The sequence below is a fragment of the Streptomyces sp. CB02980 genome (assembly GCF_014451325.2).
GTDB lineage: Bacteria > Actinomycetota > Actinomycetes > Streptomycetales > Streptomycetaceae > Streptomyces.
The window spans coordinates 35,292-58,703 of the sequence record NZ_JACSCH020000018.1 but is presented as its reverse complement, the minus strand read 5'-3'; the positions used below and the strand labels follow the sequence as shown (position 1 = coordinate 58,703).

General features: G+C 69.6%; 19 protein-coding genes and 1 pseudogene. 3 read left to right on the top strand and 17 right to left on the bottom strand.

Annotated elements, in window-relative coordinates:
• Position 1: 1 nt before the first annotated feature.
• On the bottom strand, positions 2-433 hold the full coding sequence (locus E0F75_RS30840; RefSeq protein WP_229314239.1) for a DUF6093 family protein: 432 nt from the start codon (positions 431-433) through the stop codon (positions 2-4).
• 289 nt (positions 434-722) lie between these two features.
• Here E0F75_RS30840 and E0F75_RS30835 point away from each other — a divergent pair, with 289 nt between their 5' ends.
• Positions 723-941, top strand: coding sequence for a DUF6233 domain-containing protein (locus E0F75_RS30835; RefSeq protein WP_229314238.1), 219 nt, complete (start codon positions 723-725; stop codon positions 939-941).
• Positions 942-969: 28 nt separating this feature from the next.
• On the opposite strand, the gene E0F75_RS30830 is transcribed toward E0F75_RS30835, so the two are convergent.
• Positions 970-2,802, bottom strand: a complete 1,833-nt coding sequence (locus tag E0F75_RS30830) for an ATP-binding cassette domain-containing protein (RefSeq protein ID WP_229314237.1) — start codon at positions 2,800-2,802, stop codon at positions 970-972.
• A gap of 234 nt (positions 2,803-3,036) precedes the next feature.
• Between E0F75_RS30830 and E0F75_RS30825 the strand changes: the two genes are divergently transcribed.
• On the top strand, positions 3,037-3,531 hold the full coding sequence (locus tag E0F75_RS30825; protein WP_229314236.1) for a phosphate-starvation-inducible PsiE family protein: 495 nt from the start codon (positions 3,037-3,039) through the stop codon (positions 3,529-3,531).
• Positions 3,532-3,546: 15 nt separating this feature from the next.
• Here E0F75_RS30825 and E0F75_RS30820 read toward each other — a convergent pair whose 3' ends face one another.
• The 11 genes and pseudogenes from E0F75_RS30820 to E0F75_RS30770 all read right to left on the bottom strand — a co-directional run.
• Entirely contained in the window at positions 3,547-5,724 is a 2,178-nt protein-coding gene (locus E0F75_RS30820) for an FUSC family protein (protein ID WP_229314353.1), read from the bottom strand.
• 460 nt (positions 5,725-6,184) lie between these two features.
• Positions 6,185-7,297: a hypothetical protein gene (locus tag E0F75_RS30815; RefSeq protein ID WP_229314235.1), complete on the bottom strand. Its 1,113-nt coding sequence runs from the start codon at positions 7,295-7,297 to the stop codon at positions 6,185-6,187.
• A 335-nt stretch (positions 7,298-7,632) separates the two neighbouring features.
• On the bottom strand, positions 7,633-9,390 hold the full coding sequence (locus E0F75_RS30810; protein ID WP_229314234.1) for a cyclic nucleotide-binding domain-containing thioredoxin-disulfide reductase: 1,758 nt from the start codon (positions 9,388-9,390) through the stop codon (positions 7,633-7,635).
• Positions 9,390-9,653, bottom strand: a complete 264-nt coding sequence (locus E0F75_RS30805) for a UBP-type zinc finger domain-containing protein (protein WP_229314233.1) — start codon at positions 9,651-9,653, stop codon at positions 9,390-9,392. Before E0F75_RS30805 ends, E0F75_RS30810 begins: the two co-directional genes overlap by 1 nt.
• 156 nt (positions 9,654-9,809) lie before the next feature.
• Positions 9,810-10,268 (bottom strand): thioredoxin, encoded by a 459-nt coding sequence (trxA, locus tag E0F75_RS30800; protein ID WP_229314232.1) that lies wholly within the window; start codon positions 10,266-10,268, stop codon positions 9,810-9,812.
• A complete protein-coding gene (gene clpB / locus E0F75_RS30795; protein ID WP_229314231.1) occupies positions 10,265-12,904 on the bottom strand; it encodes an ATP-dependent chaperone ClpB in 2,640 nt (879 codons plus the stop codon). Before clpB ends, trxA begins: the two co-directional genes overlap by 4 nt.
• Positions 12,895-13,302, bottom strand: coding sequence for a chaperone modulator CbpM (locus tag E0F75_RS30790; protein WP_229314230.1), 408 nt, complete (start codon positions 13,300-13,302; stop codon positions 12,895-12,897). The genes clpB and E0F75_RS30790 overlap by 10 nt, the downstream gene beginning before the upstream one ends.
• Positions 13,299-14,252: a DnaJ C-terminal domain-containing protein gene (locus E0F75_RS30785; RefSeq protein ID WP_229314229.1), complete on the bottom strand. Its 954-nt coding sequence runs from the start codon at positions 14,250-14,252 to the stop codon at positions 13,299-13,301. The genes E0F75_RS30790 and E0F75_RS30785 overlap by 4 nt, the downstream gene beginning before the upstream one ends.
• A gap of 6 nt (positions 14,253-14,258) precedes the next feature.
• Positions 14,259-14,879: a nucleotide exchange factor GrpE gene (locus tag E0F75_RS30780; protein WP_229314228.1), complete on the bottom strand. Its 621-nt coding sequence runs from the start codon at positions 14,877-14,879 to the stop codon at positions 14,259-14,261.
• A 9-nt stretch (positions 14,880-14,888) separates the two neighbouring features.
• Positions 14,889-16,787 carry a molecular chaperone DnaK gene (gene dnaK / locus E0F75_RS30775; RefSeq protein WP_229314227.1) on the bottom strand — a complete coding sequence of 633 codons (1,899 nt, stop codon included), beginning with the start codon at positions 16,785-16,787 and terminating at the stop codon, positions 14,889-14,891.
• A 51-nt stretch (positions 16,788-16,838) separates the two neighbouring features.
• A pseudogene (locus E0F75_RS30770) lies at positions 16,839-17,093 on the bottom strand (hypothetical protein); the annotation flags it as partial.
• A 459-nt stretch (positions 17,094-17,552) separates the two neighbouring features.
• Between E0F75_RS30770 and E0F75_RS30765 the strand changes: the two are divergent.
• Positions 17,553-19,181 (top strand): CdaR family transcriptional regulator, encoded by a 1,629-nt coding sequence (locus E0F75_RS30765; protein WP_229314352.1) that lies wholly within the window; start codon positions 17,553-17,555, stop codon positions 19,179-19,181.
• Between the two features lie 193 nt (positions 19,182-19,374).
• Here the strand turns inward: E0F75_RS30765 and E0F75_RS30760 are convergent, their stop codons facing one another.
• The 4 genes from E0F75_RS30760 to E0F75_RS30745 form a co-directional block, all read right to left on the bottom strand.
• Entirely contained in the window at positions 19,375-20,487 is a 1,113-nt protein-coding gene (locus tag E0F75_RS30760) for an acetate/propionate family kinase (RefSeq protein ID WP_229314226.1), read from the bottom strand.
• A gap of 477 nt (positions 20,488-20,964) precedes the next feature.
• Positions 20,965-21,381, bottom strand: coding sequence for a lasso peptide biosynthesis B2 protein (locus tag E0F75_RS30755; RefSeq protein WP_229314225.1), 417 nt, complete (start codon positions 21,379-21,381; stop codon positions 20,965-20,967).
• Positions 21,378-21,668, bottom strand: a complete 291-nt coding sequence (locus E0F75_RS30750) for a PqqD family protein (RefSeq protein WP_229314224.1) — start codon at positions 21,666-21,668, stop codon at positions 21,378-21,380. Before E0F75_RS30750 ends, E0F75_RS30755 begins: the two co-directional genes overlap by 4 nt.
• Positions 21,662-23,407, bottom strand: coding sequence for an asparagine synthase-related protein (locus E0F75_RS30745; RefSeq protein ID WP_229314223.1), 1,746 nt, complete (start codon positions 23,405-23,407; stop codon positions 21,662-21,664). The genes E0F75_RS30750 and E0F75_RS30745 overlap by 7 nt, the downstream gene beginning before the upstream one ends.
• Positions 23,408-23,412 lie beyond the last annotated feature (5 nt).

Sequence of the window (23,412 nt, the reverse complement as noted above, 5' to 3'; positions counted from 1 at the left end):
CTCACACCTCCGTCGCCTGGGTGATCTGATCAACCCATGTAGTGCGGACGACGCTCAGTGTGGAAGTGTCCCCCAGGTCGAGGACCCGCCACGTGCGACCGATCGCAGCCGCGTCGGCGGCCTCGACCACGGTCACGGTGTCCTCACGCGAAGCCACTGGCGCTGACAAGGGGGTCAGCAGTCGGTACCTGGAGGGAGTGTCGTCCACGTAAGCCTGGCCGGCCAGGTGCAGGACGACGGACGGTCCGCCTGCGGGGAAGACAGCGCCTGGGCCTTCATAGACAGTGACGGGCGGACCCGGCTCGTACTGGCCGGTGTCCGGATTGAAGACCGGCTCGCCAGGCCGGTAGATCCTGATCTTGCTGGTGAGAATCTTCTTCTCGACGATCGCGCTGACGGCCCCCAGAGTCAGCCCTGCATCAGAGTCGCGCATGTGTTCGAGCCTAGCCGCATGACCAGACCCTCCCCGCACCGCTGCCTTCACCCGCCGCCAAGCCACCCCACCGACTAGAATCGGCCACATGTTCGATAGCTTGCCGCCCGACATCGAGCGCCTCTAGCTGATCATGGCCTACCTTCGGCGGCAGCAAACCGAAGCCGAGACGATCAGGACGTACCTTGACGTTCAGCCCGACCTGGTCGAGCGGCGCATGGCGGCCGCAGCCCAGGAGGCCGGTCCACGCCCGTCGCGTGCCGACCCAGGCGGCCCTCAGCAGGATCCGGTGGCCCCGCCTCTCGACGGTTGGGCCGTCGAATGGCGGCGTACCCCCGAGGGCGGCGTCCCGTACCACGTTCATGCTGCTGCTTGCATCTTCGCCCCGAAGCCCGGGCCGAAGCGGGCGAAGCTGATCGACGACCACAACGCCCGAGAACTCCTCGTCAACGGGGTCGAGCCGTGCAACCAGTGCAGCCCAGATGTCAGCCTCGGCATCGACCTGTAGCAGAGGCCTCCCAGGAGTGCCGCCCTGCTCACGCCCCTTCCTGTAGCTGAAGCATCTCGCAGAACGTGGACCCGGCACCGCGCTGGAGCAGCTCCTCGTAGGTGCCAGTCTCGATCACGCGTCCGCCCTCGAGAACGATGATGCGATCGGCGAGGCGGGCGTTGGCGAGGCGGTGCGTGATGAAGAGGGTGGCGCGGCCGGCGGCGAGGTTCTTGAGGCGGGTGAAGATCCGGTGCTCGGCGCGGGCGTCGAGGGCGGCGGTGGGTTCGTCCATGACGAGGACGGGAGCGTCGCGATGGAAGGCGCGGGCGATGGCGAGGCGCTGCCACTGCCCGCCGGAGAGGTCGTGTCCACCCCACCAGGAGCGGGCGAGGGAGGTCTCGAGGCCCTTGGGGAGCTGGGCGATGACGGCGTCGGCGCCGGACGATTCGGCCGCGGCGTGGATGGCGGGGTCGCCTTCTGGCCGGGGCTGACCGAGGTGGATATTGGCGCGGGCGTCGAGGGGCCAGCGGGTGTAGTCCTGCGGGACCAGACCGAGGTGCCGGTACACGGTCGCAGGGTCAGCCTGGGCAAGGTCGATGCCGTCCCAGTGGACGCTTCCGCTGGTCGGGAGGTACAGACCGGTCAGGAGTTTGGCCAGAGTGGTCTTCCCGGAGCCGTTCTCGCCGACGAGGGCGACGACCTCACCGCGCTTGAGGTCGAGGTTGATGCCGGAGAGCGCGGGCCGGTCGGTTCCGAGGTAGGTGAAAGCGGCGTCGTTGACGCTGATCACCTCAGGTCCGGTCTCCGGGATACGTGCCGTGCCGCGGCGGGCCGTCCAAGGCCCGGCGACGGCAAGGAATCGGTGCCAGTCTCCAACGGCGAGCGAGGTACGGAAGAGTCCGGCGCCTGCCCGGACGGTGGTGCTGAGCGCGGCGGAGGCGGTGCGCAGCGCAAGGGCGGCGGCGCCAGCGGCGGCAAGTTCGATGCGGCCGGTGGAGACGAGCAGGACGAGCGCGGCCCATGCGGCGGCGGTGGCGAGGGCAGTGAGGGCGTCGCCGATGCCACGGACCGTGAGGGCCTTGCGTGTGGCGGCCAGCTGCTCGTCTTCGAGACGGCCGGAGATGATCCGGTACTGGCTGGTGAGGAAGTCGGCCATGGTGCCGGCACGGACCTCGTCGGCGGTGGCCTGCTCGGTGGTGTAGGAGCGGAAGACGTTGCGCAGGCGGGAGTCGCCGAGGTTGCGGTGGTGCGCATCGTGCTCGATCCGGGCCGCCCGGACGGCACCCCAGGCGCACGGGGCAGCCGCGAGCAGGAGTAGGCCCAGGACGGCTGGGTGCAGGACGGCGACGACAGCAGCGGCGGCGACGATCTGGGCGGCCGCGGAAGTGAGGAGCTGGGTGTCGAGGATGAGGTCGCGGGTCTTATCGGCACCATCGGCGGCGGCCTGGCGGGCGTTCTCGAAGTCGGGGTCCTCGTACGCGGCGAGCTCGGCCGCTGTGGAGGCCGCGATGACGCGGAGGTCTGCTTCCCTTACGACCTTCGGGGCCAGGCGGGCGGCAGCGGCCCGCGCGGCGGCGTCGAAAAGGTAGCGCCCGCTGAGGGCGATGCAGAGGACGGCCAGAGCTCCGGCGCGGCCCTGGAGCCCGCCCAGAACGTCGCCGGTGAATAGACCGGCGAGCACACGCGTGGTGGCGGCGAGCGCGATGGCAGTGAGCAGAGCGGCGGCCCCCTGGCAGGCGGCCAGGGCCAGGACGGCTCGATGGTCGGTGGCCCAGCCCAGCCGAATCGCTTCGCCGAGGGTCCTCGGCAGACGACGGGTGACGCCCCAGGTCGACATGGTCGCGTTGGCGTCCTGGTACCGGTCGGAAGCCATACGCATGACGGGGGGCTGGCCGACGGCGCAGGTCGGCACGATGCTTGCGGTATAACTCACTGGCCTAGGAACGCGCGCATCGATGCTATGCCGCAACGTGATTGTCGGCGGCGCTCGCACATCGCGGCCGGTCAGACAATAGGGACGTCAACTTCGCGTTGCACGATTCACCCGACCGTGGAACCGTGGCCCGGGAGGCAGAGGCATGCTTTCCCGGACCACAACCGTTGGGAGCGCGCCATGCCGACTCCGCGATCCAACCTCCCGAAGAACGACGGCGGCCGTGTACAAGGCCTCCTACAGCTGATCGAGGACGGCATTCACCTCGTCGTCGCGGCGGTCCTCGTGCTGCTCGCGGGGATCCTCACTGTCGGAGTCGTCCAGGACGTCATCAAGTCGATCCAGGGGCCGTACCGTGAGGAGACGGTGGTTCTCTCCGCCTTGGACAGCAGCCTGGTGCTGTTCATCGTGGCCGAGCTGCTCCACACCGTCCGCCTCACCATCAGGAACCGGACCCTCAACGCGGAGCCGTTCCTCGTCGTCGGCCTGATTGCCGGCGTCCGCAAGGTGCTCATCGTGACAGCCGAGGCGGAGAAGTCCTTCCGGTGGCACGTCGAAGGGATCGAACTGCTCATCCTGGCGGGGCTGATCCTCGTCATGGCGACAGCGGTGTATGTGTGGCGGCGCTCGACCAGGCCGGGAGACTACTTCACGCCCCAGGAGGCGCGACACTGACCGCCGCAGGAGCCGTCACCCACCCCGGTGGGCGAGTCCTGACCCGTCACCTTCCGCCGCCGCGGCCGCCCGCACCCTTTGCTCCTCGCGAGCGGAGCCGACGTCCCGTTCCAGGGGTGTACGGCTCACGGCCGTCGCGAGGTCCTCCAAGGCCTGCTTCTGTAGTTCCGCCTCGCGCCGCAGCGCCGGGCTCCCGTCCCCGGCGGCGGAGCCCTCCCACGCGCGGAACGCCTCCTCCACGCGCTCCCACTCCGGATTCCTGTGCTCACGCACGTCGACTGCCGCCTGCGCGGTGTCCGCCTCCAGCGCCTCGGCGAACCGCTTCGCCTCTGGTGCGAGACGGCTGCCGGCCCGCGGGACGTGGCTCTCCATGAGCATCGCCGCCCGGCCGAACCTCTTGAGCGCCTCCTGCGCCTCCTGCGCCTCGCGCGACGTCAGACCCCGGGGGCGGACGGGTTCTTGCCTCGCCTGGTCGTATGTCTCCTGCCAGGCGGCACGTGCCTCCCTGCTCGCCAGTAGCGCCCTGCGCATGTCGGCGTGATGCTCGCGGGTCGGTTCGGTGTAGCTGCGGAGCACCGCGGCCGTGTACCGGCCGTCGGCGGCGAGCCAGTCCGCAAGCCGGCCCGTTAGCCGAGGCGTCTCCCATGCAGGGAAGACCACGTACGCCAGCATCGCTAGGGCCCCGCCAAGCAGGGTGAGCACCACCCGCTCCGGGGCCGTCTGCTCCCATGCCTGACCGCCCATGCCGAGCAGGAAGACGACGTACGCGGCCGTGAAGCACTGGGAGTAGGCATAGCCGGTACGGATCAGGGTGTACGACAGGCCCGCCGAGAACACCGCCAGCACGCCGAACACATGGGCGTCCGGGCCCAGGGCCCGCACCACCCCGGTGGCGAGCCCGACCCCCGCCAGGGTCCCGGCGAGGCGGGCCACCGCGCGCGCGTACGTCCGATGGAAGTCCGGCCGCATCACCATCACCGAGGCGATGGGCGCCCAGTAGCCATGACCCACTGGTAGCCGGGCGGCGATCAGGTAGCCGAGCGTGGCCACCGCCGACAGGCGGACGGCGTGCCGGAACACGGGCGAGTCTCGGCGGAGCTCCCGGCGGACAGCCCGGACTACGACCGGGACCAGCCGGACCAATGTCGGGCGCACCAGGAACTGTGCGCCCGCAGGGCCGGGTGGCGTGGGCGTCTTCCCGCACGCGTCGCCGATCCCGGCGATCTCCAACGCCTCGCCGAGCAGTTCCACGAGCCGCTCGGCGGCCTGCCGCGCGGGGCCCTCCAGCACCTCGTTCTCCTCGTCGACGCGCAGGACGTCTGTGCTTCCGGATGGCACCTCGGCGGGAGTGCCGCGGCGGATCGAACGGGCGGCCGCATCCAGGACCTCTGCGGCCGCGTCGAGCAACTCACGCGCGCGGTCCCGCCCGGGTCCCTCCACCGGGGCGCCGACGTCCGGGTCGGCGAGTGCGGCGACGACCGGCAGAATGCGCTCGGCAAGTCCCCGGGGTCCGTGGAGAACGGAGGGGCGGGTGCGGGCTTGTGATGGCGTCACCGCGGCCGCGTCCCGGGCCGTCATCAACGGCTCCGCGTCGAACGGGGCGGTCGGGTCGTGCCGCAGCCGGCGTGCGTAGTCCGCCACGGCGGCAAGGGCGTCGGCAAGTGCGTCACGATGCGCCCCCCAACGGCGGATCGGGAACAGCAGGATCAGCACAGCCTGCACCACGCCCCCAAGCGCGATGACCCCGGCGTGCTCCAGAGCTCGCCCTACGCTCGTGGGCAGGGTGATGGTCACCAGCATGCTGCCGACCATCGTCGCTGCGACGATCCCGGCGGTCGATCCGACGGCCCACGCCATCCCCGCGACAAAGGCCCATGTAGCCAGCAGCGGGAGGAACGTCACGAGGCGCCCCGCCGCCAGATAGCCTACGAAGGTGCTGAGCGCCAGACCGGCGCCCGCGCCGAGCGCGATCACCTTGCGTGGACGCCAGGTGCGCTGGAAAGTGGTTGCGCCCGCAGAATAGGCACCGAGGGCGGCGGACGCGGCGTACGCCGGGGAGGCCAGCCACAGCGCCGGCCCGATGATGATCGCCACCCCAACAGCTGTACGCAACGCGAGCAGGGGCTCCAGTCGCGCCTCCTCAATGGTGAGCCCGGATCGCACGACTTCCCGGAGGGCCCGCAGCCACGTCACGGGCATGACCCTAGCCGGACCCCCTACCGGGTCGCGCCAGCCGCGCCGCCGCCTCCTGCCCCCGCATCCCTCTCCGCTTGTGTCCGTTCCCGGGTCCGTTCGGATCCAGGACCACCTCGGGCCAGATTCGATCAGGCCGTTGAGCGTGACGCTGGAGTCCTCGTATCCCTCGGCTCGTGTGCCCGATAGCCGACGCATTCGCAGCCTCTGTCGGCCCGTCTCCCGGAAGTTGTGCGACGGAGCCCGTGCCTCCGGCACGGATCTGCGGGCCGTTCAGGCGGGACAGTGGTGCCGCCGCCGGCCCGCTGCAGGGGAGCCCCCCGGCAGGACCGACGGCGCACGCCGTCCGACTCTCACTCTCGGCCCGCGCAGCGATACGGCCACACAACCGATCGACCGGCGATATCTTCGGGCCCGGACGATCACCAACCACCGACGCATCTCCGACTCAGGCCACCAGCTAGTCGCCTTGGAGCAGGTGGCGACGTTCCCTTTCGCGCACGGAGTAGGTGGCTGCGCGGATCGCCTCATCGCTCTCCAAGCCTGATCCCAGCGCGCCGCCCACCGTGGCGACCGAAGCGACGAACCAGGACAACGTCAAGTACTCCGTGGCGTGCAGCGGGGTTTGTGTCATGGAAGCGAACACCCGGTCGTTGAGGATGAACAGCGCCCACACCAAGTTGATGACCATCAAGCCCACGTAGCAGGCGAGCGCCCCGATACCCACAGTCAGGACCGTCGAAGTGTTGTAGAGCCGCGCCCTCTGCCTCGCCTCCGGCGAGGCCTCTGCTGATCGATGCCATAGCTCCCCGTCTACGATCAGCCAGCCGATCATGAGTCCGACGGACCCGACCATGGCGATCACGAGGCGTGGCACGCTCAGGGCTCCAGCGAGGCTCCAGGTGGTGGAGTCCAGGGTGGCAATGGCCCCTGTGGCAAGTGCGGCCGCCAGGGCTTTCGACAAGCCCGGTACCAACCGCCAAGGCCGGTTGGCGCGGACCATACCGACGAGCACCCGCAGGTAGCCGCGCGGCCCGCTGACGACGTATCGAAGATCGGCAGTCTCCTCCTCACCGACCGGGCCCGGATGGATAGGCGTGAGGCGAGCGGCAAAAGGCCCCAGAAGCGGCAGACTCTGTGGAAGCCGCTCAGTCCCAGTGCCTTGCGGACCCGCCAAGCCAAGCACGGCTTCTTCCACGGCCCGCAGAGCCCTCGTCTGCAGCCGCAAGCCCCCCAGGGAAGGAAGAGACAGCAGCGCCAAGCCGTGTTCGTGACTCAGATCCACCACGATCTTGCGTCCGCGTGAGTGCAGCGGAAGGTCGGTGAGAGCCACGACGATGTCCCAGTTCTCCCTACTTCCACGGTCCATGATCCGGCGCATCAAGGTGGGCGGGTCCTCGGTCCCTGAGGTGAATGGCTCACTGACCACCTTGACGTCGAACCGTCGGCCCTGGCCCGCCTTTCCGGCGAGCCGATCAGGAAGTATCCGGGCCATACGCTGCGCGATGTCCGTGGGCGAGTCCGGATCCGCCAGGAGAGCCACGACCGTAACGCCCTGCGCCGACACCCGCACGACCGGACCATCCTCCTCGGCTGCCCCTCCGCGATTGCAAGGGTTCACAGGATGCCCCGGGGTGAAATCGAAGCCGCGATGACACGCTGTTCTTGCGGGTCACGTTCATGGGCTGCTCGTCGACCATGAACGGGCGGGCCGTCCGAGCGAGAAGATCGCTCGGTGGCGCTCCGGAGTCGTTGCGCCCGGCGGGCACCTGCCCGATGTCGGCTGGTGCCTCTCCCCCGCCCTGGTTCACTCCGTCCAGGGGACCCGTCCGCGGTGCGCGGGGCGTCCGCTGGGAGGACGACCGTGGTGGTGGGTTGGGGCACCTGTGGGGTTCGTCATGGGCAGGGTCAGCGCGAGGATACGGACCCGCCCGCAACCGGCTGATGTCCCTCGGAGCCGGCGGCGACCTGGTTTCCCCTTCTTTCCCGGTGCTCGTGCACGAGGCGGATCGCCATGGCGCCTTCACCGGTCGCCGAGGCCACCCGTTTCACCGAGCCGCTTCGGACGTCGCCGGCGGCGAAGACCCCGGGAAGGGTGGTCTCCAGCAGCATCGGATCGCGGCCCAGCGAGGCCCACCGATTCACGTCGGCCACCGCCTGGGCGTCGGCGCCGGTGAGGACGAAGCCCTTCTCGTCCAGGGCCAGCGCGCCCCTGAGCCATTCCGTGTGCGGCCGGGCCCCGATGAAGACGAACAGCGCCGCGGCATGCAGCTCGCGGCGCTCAGTGCTTGCGTTGTCCTCCACCGTCAGGGACTCCAGCTTCTCCTCCCCACCGACGTCCCGTACTTCGGTGTGGAGCAGCACCTCGATCTTGGGGTGCTGCTCCACCTGGTCCACCAGGTAGCGCGACATGTCCGCGTTGAGATCACCGCCCCGGACGAGGAGGTGGACCCTGGACGCGTGGTTGGCGAGGAACAGCGCCGCCTGCCCGGCGGAGTTCCCGCCGCCGACCACGGCGACCGGATCCGCCCGGCAGAGACTGGCCTCGTGGACCGTCGCCGCGTAGTAGATGCTGGTGCCTTCCAGGCGGTCGAGGCCGGGCACTTCGAGCCTCCGGTACCACACGCCCGAGGCGAGCACCACGGCGCCCGCGCGGGCCCGGGACCCGTCTGTGAAGGTGACGGCGTACTCATCGTCCTGCGGGGTGAGCCCGCTGACCTGCGCCGGGACCATGAGGCGGGCACCGAACTTGTGGGCCTGGAGCACCGCGCGTTCGATGAGCTCGCCCCCGGAGATGCCCGACGGGAAGCCGAGGTAGTTTTCGATGCGTGACGAGGTAGCGGCCTGGCCTCCTGTGGCGACCGCGTCGACGGTGACCGTGGTGAGGCCGTCGGAAGCGCCATACACGGAGGCGGCGAGGCCCGCGGGGCCCGCACCGACGACCATCACGTCGCACCGTCCGGCATCGGACGAGGGGGCGGGGGCGGGCAGCCCGATGAGCCGCGCGAGTTCGGCGTTGCTCGGATTGCGCAGCACCCGGTCGCCCTTCCAGAGGACCACCGGTGTCTCCTCGGGGCGGATGGCGAACCGGCGCAGCAGTGCCTCAGCCTCCTTGTCCTTCTCAAGGTCCACCCAGCGGTGGGGCAGCCGGTTGCGTGCGGCGAACTCCCGCAGCCGCAGCGTGTCCGGTGAATAGCACGATCCCAGGATCCGGAAGCCGGCGCCGAGGCCGATGAGCAGGTACCTGCGGCCCAGGTAGGCGCGGAGGATCAGGTCGCCGAGGACGGGGTCGCGGCCGACCAGAGTGCGTTGCCGCTCCACCGGTACGGCCAGGATCTCGCCCGCCCGGCGCATCACAGCGGTGTCGAACGCTGCCTGGCCCTCCAGCAGCCCGAGTTCACCGAGGAACCTGCCGGGGCCGTGCACGGCCACCGTCCGCTCGTCGGGCCCGCCCTGGTCGTGGAGGATCTCGACGGTCCCGCTGAGGATCGCGAGGAACTCGCGGAACGGCTGACCCTCGCGGTACAGCACCTCGCCCTCGGCGGTCCTGCGGCGTTCACCATGCGCGGTCAGGTCCTCGAGCTGCTCCGGCGTGAGACGCGGGAACGCCCCGTACCGGTCAGGTGTCTCGCGGACCGCACCATGCTTGTGCTCGGCCGTGCTCATCAGACCAGGGCCTCGTGAACGAAGCACCAGCGCCAGTCCTCTCCCGGCTCGAAGGACTGCACTATGGGGTGACCGACGCTCCCCGCGTGCCGTCTGGCGTGCTTGAGAAGAGAGGAGTCGCAGCAGCCGACGTGCCCGCAGGTGAGACAGAGGCGCAGGTGCACCCACGGGGAATGCTCCCTGAGGCACTCCTCGCAGCCGTCGGGGGTACGGGGGATCACTGGGCGCACCATCGTCAGGTGGGGGTCGGGAATCGTGGCCATGAGGGCTTCTCCTTCCGTGAATGGGCCTGATCGGCCGCGGCCCGAGGTGGTCTTCCTAAGCACCGCCATGACTTGGAGGCGCTGAGCGAGCGCGGCAACCGGGCGATACCGGGATCGCGGATTTCGGTGGGCTCCCAGCTCACCGCACCGTCGCGTTCACCCTCCTGTAGTGGTTTGCCGGCCCTCCATCGCCTGCTCGACCCACGAGCGCAGAACATGCGCGGGTGCCGCGCCGGCCTGCCGGGCGATCGTCTCGCCCTTGTTCAGGACGAGGAGGGTCGGCACAGCCTGCACTTCGAAGCGCCGGCTGAGCCGTGGGTTCTTGTCGACGTCGACCTTGACGAGCTTGATGCGTCCGGCGAGGTCGCGGGCCACCTGTTCGAGGGCGGGGCTGACCATGCGGCAGGGGCCGCACCAAGTGGCCCAGAGGTCGACGACGACGGGCACGGTGGCCCGCTCGACGACCTCGACGAAGTCGTCGTCGCCCGCGTCCACGAGCCAGGGCAGGGGTTGCTTGCAGTGGCCGCACCGGGGTCGTCCTTCGGCGGCCACGGGGATCCGGTTGACGCGCCCGCAGTTGGGGCAGGTCACCGCCGTCGTCCGGGTGGTCTTCACGCCGCCCTCGCTTCCCGGTTTCCCTGCTGCTGGTCGTAGGTGACCACCAGCTCTCCGTGCTCGGCGTCGACGCGCACCGTCGCGCCGTCCTGGACGTCGCCGCGCAGAAGGGCGCGCCCGACCAGGGTCTCGACCTCGTGCGAGATGTAACGCCGCAGCGGCCGCGCCCCGTACACCGGGTCGTAGCCCTGGTGGGCGATCAGCTCCCTCGCAACGTCGGTGAGTTCGACGGTGATGCGGCGCTCGGCGAGCCGGCGCCGCAGCTCGTCGAACTGCAGCTCCACGATCCGCTCGATCTGCCGCTCACCGAGCGGCTTGAACAGCACGATGTCGTCGACGCGGTTGAGGAACTCCGGGCGGAAGTGCCCGCGTAGCTCGCCCATCACCAGGGCGCGGGCGTCGGGCTTGATCTCGCCCTCGGCGGTGGCGCCGTCGAGGAGGTGCTCGGAGCCGATGTTGGACGTCATGATGATCACGGTGTTGCGGAAGTCGACGGTGCGGCCCTGCGCATCGGTGATGCGGCCGTCATCGAGGACCTGCAGCAGGGTGTTGAAGACATCGGTGTGTGCCTTCTCGATCTCGTCGAACAGCACGACCGAGTACGGCTTGCGGCGTACGGCCTCGGTGAGCTGGCCGCCCTCCTCGTAGCCGACGTATCCGGGGGGTGCGCCCATGAGCCGGCTGACGGTGTGCCGCTCCTGGTACTCACTCATGTCGAGGCGAACCATGTTCTCCTCGGAGTCGAACAGGGCCCGTGCGAGGGTCTTGGCCAGCTCGGTCTTCCCGACGCCGGTGGGGCCGAGGAAGATGAACGATCCGATGGGGCGGCGAGGGTCGCGGATGCCGGAGCGGGCGCGGATGATGGCGTCGGTGACGAGCTTGACGGCCTCGTCCTGGCCGATGACGCGCTCGCGCAGGATCTCGTCGAGGCGCAGCAGCTTCTCGCGTTCGCCCTCCTGGAGGCGAGCGACGGGGACGCCGGTCCAGGCGGCGACGATCTCGGCGATCTCCTCCTCGGTGACGACCTCGCGCAGCAGTCGCTTCTGCCCTTGTTTGGCGGCCAGTTGCTCCTCCTCAGCGGCGAGTCGGCGCTCCAGGTCCTGGAGGCGGCCGTAACGGAGTTCGGCGGCGCGGTTGAGGTCGTAGGCGCGTTCGGCCTCCTCCGCCTCGTGGCGGACCTGCTCCAGTTCCTGGCGCAGTTCCTGCACGCGGCGGATCGCCTGCCTCTCGGCCTCCCATTGGGCGTGTTTGGAGTCGGCCTCGGCTCGCAGGTCGGCCAGTTCCCTGCGCAGCTCTTCGAGACGGGCTTCGCTGGCGGCATCGGTTTCCTTGGAGAGGGCGGCGTCCTCGATCTCCAGGCGGGTGACGCGGCGGGTGATCTCGTCGAGTTCGGCGGGCATGGAGTCGATCTCGGTGCGCAGCCGCGCGCACGCCTCGTCCACGAGGTCGATGGCCTTGTCCGGCAGGAACCGGTCGGTGATGTAGCGGTGGCTGAGGGTGGCCGCGGAGACCAGCGCGGTGTCCTGGATCTTCACACCGTGGAAGACCTCCAGACGTTCGCGCAGTCCTCGCAGGATGGAGATGGTGTCCTCCACGCTCGGCTCGTCGACGAGCACTTGCTGGAAGCGACGTTCGAGGGCGGCGTCCTTCTCGATGTGCTTGCGGTATTCGTCGAGGGTGGTCGCGCCGATCATGTGCAGCTCTCCGCGCGCGAGCATCGGCTTGAGCATGTTGCCTGCGTCCATGGCTCCTTCCGCGGCACCCGCGCCCACGACGGTGTGCAGTTCGTCGACGAAGAGCAAGATGCCCCCCTGGGCCGCCTTGACCTCGCTGAGTACGGCCTTGAGGCGTTCCTCGAACTCACCGCGGTACTTGGCCCCGGCGACCAGGGAGCCCATGTCAAGAGCGAACACGATCTTGTCGCGGAGTCCTTCGGGCACGTCGCCGCGGACGATGCGCTGGGCGAGACCCTCGACGATGGCGGTCTTGCCGACGCCCGGGTCGCCGATGAGGACCGGGTTGTTCTTGGACTTGCGGCTGAGGATCTGGGTGACACGGCGGATCTCGGCGTCCCGGCCGATGACCGGGTCGAGCCTGCCGGCCCTGGCCTCCACGACCAGGTCGCGGCCGTACTTCTCCAGAGCCTCGTAGGCGACTTCAGGGTTGGCGGAGGTGACGCGCTGGTTACCGCGGACCTGGGTGAGCGCACTGAGGAACGAGTCCCTGGTGATGCCAGCCTCCTTGAGCAGACGCCCGGCCGTGGTTGACGAGCCCTCCTCAGCCAGGGCGAGCACGAGGTGCTCCACGGACACGTACTCGTCCTTGAGGCGTTTGGCCTCCCGTTCGGCGGCATCGAGCAGGCGGGCGAGGCGCTGGGTGACAAAGACCTGGCCGGGTGCCGCGCCGGGGCCGGTGACCTTCGGACGGCGAGAGAGTTCCTCGCGCACGGCTGCGCGCAGTTCCTTCGGCTCGGTGCCGGCCTGCTGCAGCAACCGGGGGATCAGGCCGTCCTCCTGGTCGAGAAGGGCGAGCAGCAGGTGTTCCCCGTCGACCTCGGTGTGCCCCATGCCGACGGCCGCGGTCTGGGCCTCCTGGAGGGCTTCCTGGGACTTCTGGGTGAGACGGTTCATGTCCATGGGGGTGTTTCACTCCTCGTGCCGCGGCCGCGCAGGGCGGCTTCGAGCAGGCTGATGCGGTCGAGCAGGTCGAGCACCAGGCCGATGGATGCGTAGTTGAGGCAGAGTCCGGAGCGCAGCCGCTGGATGCGGGCGAGGACCGCCGGGGCCGTGGGGTCGAACACCAGGTGCCCTGCAGCGTCGCGTTCGGCGTCGACCAGGCCGAGGGCGACGAACCGGCGGATCAGATCGGGGTGGAGGCCCGAGCGACGGGCCACGGCGTGCAGGGAGAGTCTGGGGGCGGGCACGAGCGCATACCGGACAGACGTCGAGACGGTGATGTCAGCGCCCGTTCGTACCGGACGGTCGCCCACGCCGGCCCGGCCGGTGCCTGCCGCTCCCGAGGGTCGGTCGTTCATCGCGTCCTCCTGGGGTCGAACGAGGAAGTGGCGGCGAGCTCCTCGAACAGTTCGCGCTCCCGGTCGCCCAGAGTGGGCGGCACCATGACGCGGAGTTCGGCGTACAGGTCGCCGTCGACGCCGCGCGGGTTGGGCATGCCCTCGCCGCGCAGCCGCAGTCGCCGACCGCTGGACGAGCCCGCCGGCACTGTGACCTTGGCCGTGCCACCGCCAGGGGTGGGCACCGGCACGGTCGCGCCCAAGGCCGCCTCCCAGGGAGTGACCGGTACCTGGACGTGGACATCGCGGCCGTCCAGCCGGAACTGTGAGTGGTGCTGGATACGCACCCGCAGGTACAGGTCACCTCCGGGGGCGTCACCACTTCCCTGGCCGCCCTCCCCCGCCAGCCGGATGCGCTGCCCGTCGGTGACGCCCGGCGGCACGTTGACCTCGTACCGCCTCGGCTGACCGGCGGGACCGGCGAGCGTGACGGTGCGACGGCCGCCCTTGAACGCCTCCTCCACGGTGAGCGGCAGCTCGGCCTCCTGGTCGGCTCCCGGTACACCGCCGCGGGCGGCGCCTGCTCCGAAGAGCGAGCCGAGCAGGTCCTCGAAGTCGACACCGTCCGTTGCGAAGTCGTCGCCGAAGCCGGTGGCGTACCGGACGCGGGGGCCTCCCGCGCCTGCGGTCCTCCGGGCGCGGAAGCCGCCGCCCGCGCCGGCCGCGACCCGTTCGTTGAAGTCCTCGGGGATCTTGCGGAAGTCCTCGCCGAAGCGGTCGTAACGGGCCCGTGTCTTCGGGTCCGACAGGACGCTGTATGCCTCGTTGAGGTCCTTGAAGCGTTCCTCCGCCCCCGGATCCTTGTTGACGTCGGGGTGGTATGTGCGGGCGAGCTTGCGATATGCCTGCTGGATCTCGTCCTGGCTCGCGGTTCTCGACACGCCCAGCACCTCGTAGAAGTCCTGTGCCATCACCGGTCACTCCCGCTTCGCGACAGTCACGGCGGCGGGCCTGAGCTGACGTTCGCCGTCCCCGTAGCCCGGGCGCATCACGTCGACGACCGTGCCCGGCGAGGCGTCGGGGTCCTGGACGACGCCGATCACCTCGTGCCGGGCCGGGTCGAACACGACGCCGGTCTCCGCGTGCCGCGGGTAGCCGAGCAGTTCGAGGACGTTCACCGCCTGGTCGCGGACCGCCTGGACGCCCGCCACGATGGCACCGGGATCGGCGCCGGCATGTGTCAGGGCGAGTTCGAGGTTGTCCAGGACGGGCAGGAAGGCGGCGGCCGTCCGGGACCGCTCGGCCGTCCGCTCCCGCTCCAGTTCCCTGGCGTGGCGCTTGCGGAGGTTGTCGAGGTCGGCGAGCGCGCGCCGCCAGCGGTCCTCCAGTTCCATGAGCTCGGCCGTGTACTCGTCCTGGGACGGAGCGGGGCCGCCGCCGGCCGCGCCGGGTCCGGGTTGCTCGTCCGGGGCAGGCCCCCGCCCCGTCGGCGGGCCCGAGCGCGGCGGATCCCCGGGGGAAGGGCCTGCGGCGCCCTCCGGGGCCGGATCGGTGTGGTCGCGCACGGCCGGGTCGGGTTCCTTGGGGTGGATGGGCATGACGGTTCCTCAGTCCTTGTCGAACTCGGCGTCGATGACGTCGTCGTCACCGTCACTGCCACTCGCGGGACCGCCTGCGGTGGGGTCCTGCCCGGGGCCGCCAGTGTCGGCGGCGCCCTGGTGGGCCGCCAGCCCGGCGAGCATCTGCTGGAGTTCGGAGGTCAGGGGCCGTACGCGCTCGACGCCCGCCTCTTCCTTGACCGCCGCCCGGGCATCGGACACGAGCATCTCGGCGCGAGCCTTTTCGTGCGCGGGGGCCGTGTCGCCCAGTTCCGTGAGGCGCTTCTCGACCTGGTAAGCGACGGCGTCGAGCTCATTGCGGGCGTCGACGGCCTCGCGGAGTGCCTGGTCCTGGCCCTGGTTCCGCTCGGCCTCCTGGACCATGCGTTCGACCTCACTGCGGTCCAGGTTGGAGCTCTCGCTGATCGTGATGCCCTGTTCCTTGCCCGTGTCCCGATCGCGGGCCGTGACGTTGAGGATCCCGTTGGCGTCGATGTCGAAGGTGACCTCGACCTGTGGTTCGCCCCGCGGCGCCGGTCGGATGTCTGTGAGCTGGAACCGCCCCAGCACCCGGTTGTCGGCGGCCAGCTCGCGCTCGCCCTGGAGGACGACGATGTCGACGGCTGGCTGGTTGTCCTCGGCGGTGGAGAAGGTCTCGGAGCGGCGCACCGGGATGGTGGTGTTCCGCTCGATGATCTTCGTCATCACGCCGCCGCGTGTCTCGACACCCAGCGACAAGGGGGTGACGTCGAGCAGCAGGACGTCCTTGACCTCGCCCTTGAGCACCCCGGCCTGGATCGCGGCGCCCAAGGCCACGACCTCATCGGGGTTGACGCTCATGTTGGGTTCCTTGCCGCCGGTCAGCCGGCGCACAAGGGCCTGAACGGCGGGGATACGCGTGGAGCCGCCGACGAGGATGACCTCGTCGATGTCGCTCTCGCCGACCTTGGCATCGGTCATGGCCTGCTGAACCGGTCCGAGGCACCGCTCCACCAGGTCGCTGGTGATCTGTTCGAAGGTGGACCGCATGATCGAGTCGGTGAGGTGCTTGGGGCCCGCGGCGTCGGCGGTGATGAACGGCAGGCTGACCTGCGTCTGTGTCACCGAACTCAGCTCGGTCTTGGCCTTCTCCGCCGCCTCGAACAATCGTTGCAGCGCCTGCGGGTCCTTGCGCAGGTCGATGCCGTTCTCCTTCTGGAAGTCGTCCGCGAGGTAGTCCACCAGGCGCCGGTCGAAGTCGTCGCCGCCCAGGTGGCTGTCACCGGCGGTGGAACGCACCTCCACCACGCCGTCGCCGACATCGAGGATGCTCACGTCGAACGTCCCGCCGCCCAGGTCGAAGACGAGGACGGTCTCGTGCTGCTGCTTGTCCATGCCGTATGCGAGGGCTGCGGCTGTCGGCTCGTTGATGATCCGCAGCACCTCCAGTCCGGCTATCCGACCGGCGTCCTTGGTGGCGGTGCGCTGCGCGTCGTTGAAGTACGCGGGCACCGTGATGACCGCCTCCGTGACCCGTTCCCCGAGCTGCTTGGAGGCGTCCTCGGTGAGTTTGCGCAGCACCTGTGCGCTGATCTCTTCAGGCGCGTACAACTTGTCGCGCACCTTGAAGCGGGCCGCCCCGCCGTCGCCCTCGACGACGTCGTACGCGACCGCCCTGGCCTCCTCAGAGATCTCGTCGAAGTGCCGGCCGATGAACCGCTTGGCCGAGTAGATGGTCCCCTTGGGGTTGAGAATCGCCTGGCGCCGGGCCATCTGGCCCACCAGACGCTCGCCGGTGTCGGTGAAGGCCACTACAGATGGTGTCGTGCGGTTGCCCTCGCTGTTGGGCACCACAGACGGCTCGCCGCCCTCCCACACAGCGATCACCGAGTTCGTGGTACCCAGGTCGATACCCACTGCCTTGGCCATGAGAAATCTCCTCCACATGCGGCGGTCCTGCGCCGACTCTCCGGATCAGGTTCATTCAGGTACGAGTGGAATCTCCGCCGGTGGTACGCAGCGCGCCGAGCGGCCGTACAGCCTCGTCGGCGACCGCCTCGTTCGCGACGACTTCGTACCGGCCCGGCTGCAGCGAGCGCAGCGAGGCGAAATCCCGGCGACCACCCGTGCAGCGCGAGCAGCTCGTGCAGCAGCGCCGTCGTCCATCCGGCCGATCACCTGCTCCACCAGGCGCACGTCCTGACCGATGATCGCCACCCCTTCCACGGGAAACCCCTGGTCAGAGAGATGGTCAACAGCGCGTTCGGTTTCCTCGTACGTCTTGAACGAGGAAACCGGCCTGCGAGGTCACTCGGTCATCGCCCGGTCCTTCCTGCCGGCGCCCGCGAGGGCTTCCAGACCCTTCCCAGCGTCACGGGCCGTGTGGCGTCGTGCCTGCCCCTGACGAGTCAGAAGTGCACGGGCGTGGTCGCCCCGCGAGTACGAGAGGGAATAGTCTGGACATCTCAGACAAGTCGCCCTGAGCGGGTAGACGTGAACACGATCGCCTCCTAGGAGCTTCGGGGAGAACGGAGTGATCCCATGGCGGGCAGCCGGGTGCACCACGTGCACGGCCGCTGCTCCGACCGGGAGGGCAGCCTTCCGCCGGGTGGCTCCGGTCGGCACCCCGCAGATGCGCGGAGAGAGCTGCGCCCATCCGCCACGAGCCCGGCCGGCCATGCCCTCCACGACATGATGGAACTCTCCCGCACCCTGTTCGAAGCCCCGAGCGAAGGCGAGATCCTGCGCCTGGCCATGCACCACATAGCCGCCGCCGGGCCATACAGCGCCGAAGCCGGATACCTCGAGGTGGACGGCGACCTGGTCCCCAGTCCGAGGAACGATCACACCCATGCCGCATCCGTGGACCGGAGGGTTCGGGAACTGCAGGGGCAGGACGGGCCTGTGACCGTCCCCGACAGGCCCTGGGGCTGGGCCCTGGGACTGCGCGGGATAGAGAGACTTCACGGCTACCTTGTGGTGACCTCCCGAACCCGGCCCACGTGGGCCCAGCGGTCCCTGCTCGCCACGCTCGTCTGGCACACCGCTGCTGCTCTGTCAGTCGCCTTCGCGCAGCGCCGCCAACGCGAGGACGCGCTGGAGCTCTACCGGGTCAGGGAGGAACGCGCCGCCCTTCAGCAGCAGCTGATCTCCGTGGCAGCCGAGCTGGGGAACCAGCGGGCCGTTCACGCACTCATGGCCGACATCGCCGCCTCGGGCGGCGGTGAGGAGGCCGTCACCCGCGCACTGCATGAGCTCACCGGACTTCCGGCGCTGGTCGAGGACCGCTTCGGCCGGCTGAAGGCCTGGTCAGGTCCCGGCCGCCCCGACCCCTACCCGGAACCGGACCCCGTGCGCCGGAACGACATGCTGCACGCCGTCGCCCGGGAGGTCGGACCCGTACGGATAAAGGACCGGCTGATCGCTCTGGTCCGCCCACATGGCGAGATCTTGGGCGTGCTGGCACTGGTCGACGCCCTGGGTGAGGCCGACGAACACACCGTGTTCGCGCTGGAACACGCCGCCGCGTCGCTCGCCCTGGAGCTGGCGCACCTGCGCAATCTGGCCGAAGTGGAGCTGAGGCTGCACCGCGAGCTGGTCGACGACCTCCTGGCAGGGACGGACGCCGCGAGCGCCTACGCCCGGTCCGAGGCAGTCGGACACGACCTGCACCGCAGCCACTACGTCGTCGTCGTGGAGTGGTCGAACCGGACCGCAGACGATTCGTTCGCCCGGACCGTGGGCCGGGCGGCCTCTGCCGTCGGCATGCACTCGCTGCTGACCCGACGCTCCGACCAGGTAGTCCTGGTCGCTGACGACAGGCCGCACGCTCGCGCGCTGCACGAGGCGCTCGCCCGGGAGACCGGAACACAGTCTGGGACGATCGGGGTGAGCGCCCCCTCCGACTCCGTTCCCGACATCCCCCACCACTACCAGGAGGCGCAGCGCGCCCTCGAAGTGCGCCTCCATTCCCGCGAGCGGTACGGCACGACCTTCTTCGACGAGCTCGGCCTGTACCGCATCCTGGGACCTGGCGCCGATCACCAGGAACTGGAGACGTTCGTCCACGAGTGGCTCGGGCAGCTCATCGACTACGACTCCCGACATCACGCAACCATGGTGGAGACCCTCTCCCGGTACTTCGACTGCGGCGGCAACTACGACGAGGCCGCCGCATCCCTTGCGATCCACCGCAGCACGCTGCGCTATAGGCTGCAGCGCATCCGCGAGATCAGCGGCAACGACCTCGCGAACGTCGAAGACCGGCTCAACCTCCAGGTCGCGACCCGAGTGTGGAAGATCATGCTGGGACGATCCGGCTGATCCCCCACAACAGTTGTGCAAGCGGGGCCGGTACAGGGGTCGTACCGCCGAGCGTGGCTCCGTATCACCTGGCCCGAAACCCGTTTAGGAAAGTCCGCTTCTTCGGCTGTGATCCGTTTGTCCGGACATCGGACGCTGACTCGGCCCGCGTGATCTCCCTAGTCGCCGGTGAAACCGTGTCGTCAGCCCCCGCTCAGCCGCGAACCAGGAGGGCCCGGGTCTCAAGGTTGATCTGCTGGGCCTCTCCAGTGGGAACGACCACGACGGGAACACGTGCGCCCGGCGGGCTGACGATCTCAGGCCGTTCGGCTACCAGCGGTCGCAGACCGCCCCTGAGGCCGAAGACAGACAGCCGGGCGCACACCTCTTCACGTACCTCAGGCTGATCCTCACCGATCTCACCGGTGAAAACGAGAGCGTCCAGACGGCTCAAAGATGCGGCCATCTGGGCGATACCGCGACGGCAATGGTGGGTGAAGACGTCAAGGGCGAGTGCGGCACGCTCGTCGCCCGCCGCCCGGCTGCGGACCAGGTCGCGTGTGTCGTCGGAAGTGCCGGAGAGGGCAAGCAGACCGGACCTGTGGTTCAGAGCGTCCTCAATCTCGTCCGCAGAGATATTCTGACGTTTCAGCAACCAGGTCAGGGCACCAGGGTCGACACTGCCGCTGCGACGACTCATCACCAAGCCCTCCAAGGGAGTGAAGCCCATCGTCGTGTCGACACTGCGCCCCTCGCGCACGGCGCAGGCGGAGCAGCCGCCGCCAAGGTGCACCATCACCACATGCAGCTGCTCCGGGCGCCGGCCGAGGAGTTCAGCGGTGCGGGCCAACGCCCAGGCGTAGGACAGGCCATGGAAGCCGTAGCGGCGCAGCCCATACGCCTCGCGCCAGCTGGCAGGTACCGCGTACTCCCGTGCGGCAGCCGGTAGGCCGGAGTGGAAGACGGTGTCGAAGCAGACCACATGCGGAACTCCAGGCAGGAGATCCCGGGCCGCGTCCAGAACGGTCAAGGCCTGCGGGACGTGCAATGGCGCGAGTTCTGCCACCCGATCCAAGCGCACACGCACATCGTCGTCGAGCAGGGTGTGGCTGCGCAGCTCCGAGCCGCCGTGGACGATGCGGTGACCCACAGCTGTAGGAGCCGGCCCTTCCCCCAGCAATTTCCGCAGCGCACCGAATGCGCTCTCGCCAGGCGGAGATTCGCTGTGGTTTTCGTTGAGAACCTCACCGCCGCCCCCAAAGAGCGTCAGACGCAGACTCGATGACCCCGCGTCTGTCACTAGTACCGGGCTGGTTTGTGTTCGCACGCACCGATCCTCTCCCTCGTTCCACAACACACTCCTGAAAGGGACTTCCTTACCTCCGCAAAGGGCTTCCATGCCCGGCAGTGAGTACCCGATCCGACCGCCCAGGAAACAGAACGGTTTGCTGGACGAGCCCAGCGAACCAGCAAATCCCTTCGGCGCACTGATTGACTGAGATCGCAAGGTTGGTCATATCCAAGATATGGAATTCCGGCGGCGAGCTCCCGTGGAGCGAGCTATCCACCTCTTTGAAGCCACTCCCTATCCATCCGGCTACCGGCGGTACGACCTCTAGCCTGCCCAGTGCCTGTCGACCGGGCGGGCGGCCGAGAGCGGGTCGACGACCTCCTCGGGCGCCACGCCGGGCAGCACCTCGGACGCCCGCCAGCAGGCGAGCATCCTGCGGTTCGTATCGAGAAGGATGTCCCGCTGGCCTTCCTCTGAAGCTCACGGATCGCGGGACCCACTACGGGAAAACCCTTAAGGAACGGACAGGACTCGGGTGTAGGGCCGGTCCGCGCCGTCGCCGACATCGTGGCCGACGGGCCCCTCGGCGGTGTCGACCCAGGCGTGCGCCGCGTCGGGCAGTCGGCGCGCGCCGAGGGCCCAGGAGGCGCGACGGCCGGTGAGGCCGGTCGCGAGGACGGTGGCGAGGCTGATCTCCATGCACGCGATCCGGCCCGGCCACCAGGTGGGGGTGACGTGGCGTACTGCGGTGTCAAGGCAGACGACGCGCCTGCGGCTGGCTGCGGGAAGGCGGCGCAGCGCCAGGACGGTGGCGATGCGGTATCTCAGTGGCAGGCGGCTGAGTGTGAGGGAGAGGGCGAGTCCCACGGCGGCGAGGATCCGCTCGGGCAGGGTGGGGGTGTCCAGCGGTACCGGCACCATCTGCGTCATCGCTCCCACCACCTTCGGCGCGGGGTACGGGTGGGGTCGACGAGGACCCCGTCCTGCCGCCACTGAGCTACGAGATTGTCGATGCCCTGCTTGACGGCGTGCGGGTCGCGGCCGGTGGGGATGGCGAGTTCGTCGGCGAGGCCGGCGGTGGTGCCGTTGGTGGCGATCGCCTGCCAGATTCGGGAGACGTCCGGACCGAGCATGAGCCATGTCGCTCTGCGGATGTCGAGGAGGACGGTCCCGTGCGCGTCGGTGGCGTGATGAACGTGTTTGGCCGGGGTCAGCATGACGCCCCCATGGAGGAGCAGGTGCCGGCGCCAGTAAGCCACCAGGAGACCGTCAGCAGCTGGTGCATGTCTGCCGAGCCGATCGGGGTGCGGCCCTGTCCGAGCTGGGCAAGGGTGTCGGCCACGGCGTCATGGTCGAACAGACCGGACGTGACGAGGGGGCTGACGGCGAGAAGGTCGCCCAGCTGGGTGCGGTGCTGCTGGAACGCCATCACCCGCTGAGGGGTGAAGGAGCCCTTGGAACGGCGCCCGAGCAGCCAGCCAGGGAGGTCCGGCAGGGAGGCCGAGAGCAGCGGCTTGAAGGTGTAGAGGCCACGGCGGGCCTCCGACGGTACGGCGAACGCGGCACGGACCACGGTGTTGTCGAGGTACGGGTAGACGGGGCGGATGCCGAGAGCGTCGGCGTACGGGGTCCAGCCGCGCGCCGAGGCGCCGGTGAAGCGGAGCGCGGCCCACTGATCGAACTCGTCGGCCCTCTCAGGCGGGGAGGTGTCGGCGGCGGCCTGCCGGAGCAGCGTGGCCACCTGAGCGCGGCCGTCGGGGGTCAGCCAGGACGCGGCGGTGCCGAGGCGGCACCAGGACCACCCGCCCACGCCGGGCGCGTGCTGCGGTCGGTTCTTCTCCAGCTGCTCCACGGCCTTCTCCAGTACGCCTGTCCGGCCGAGCGCCGCGGTGTCCTTCAGGCCGTTCCAGAAGGGCCCGGGCGCTACGTTCCGCATCCGGGCGTAGGCGACGATCTGGCGGTGCGCGGCGCGGCGCTTGCCGTCCTGGAGAAGCCGGACCCAGACCGAGGACGTCGCGTCCAGGACGACGTCACCGCCGTGTCCGGTCAGGTGGAGGGGCAAGCTGGCCACCGGCGCAAGGTAGGTCCGGTCCATCTCGAACAGGGCTGCGCCCAAGGCCGGCTCCAGGCCGGTCGGCTGGCCGGTGGGAAAGGAGAAGGGCAGGTCGTCGTCGGTGCCGTGCGCGATGGTGTGCTCGATGTCGGTGTGCTCGGCGATCCGGGCAGCGAAGGAGGCGTCCTCGGCGCTGGTGTAAGGGTCGGTGTAGGTGACTGCGTGCACCTGGCCGACCTGGGAGGCGAGAACGACGGCCGCGGAGGAGTCGAGGCCTCCGGACAGGTCCGCGCCCACCATCGCGCCGGCGGCCCTCACCCGGTACTGAACGGCCTGGGTGAGGGCGGCTCCGAACTGGGCGGCGCCGGATTGCAGGTCCTCGGCGGGCTGGATCGCGGTGACATCGACGAGCTGCGGCGCCTGTCCGACGCGGAGCAGCAGGCCGTGTCCGCCCGGCACCAGGTTGATCCCTTCGTACGGGCTGCGGCCGGGCCAGTGGTCGCTACCCGCGACGACCCGCGCGGCTGCCAGCGCCAGGTCAGGCACGAGCCGCTTCTTGAGGAGGCGAAGGTGAGTGGCCCACGTCCCGTCGGCGGTGTAGTAGACCGGCCGGAGCCCGGCCAGGTCCCCGCAGATGAACCGCTCGCGCTCGTTTGCAGCCATCACCCAGTACGAACCCGGCCAGCCCGTCAGGTCCTCCCATCGTCCCGCTCGTACGGCCACGAGCACGCGGTGCAGTTCCGTCTCCCCCACCGGGCAATCTCCGACCACCGTGACTGTTGCGCTGCCCTCTGTCGCGCTGCGCGCGCGGCTTCCGGGGCCCACGCGGACGTCTCCGAGGTCAGCGACGATCAGACCGCTGCCGTCCGCCGCCGGTCCACCGGCGAGCCACTGCTCTCCCATGCCTC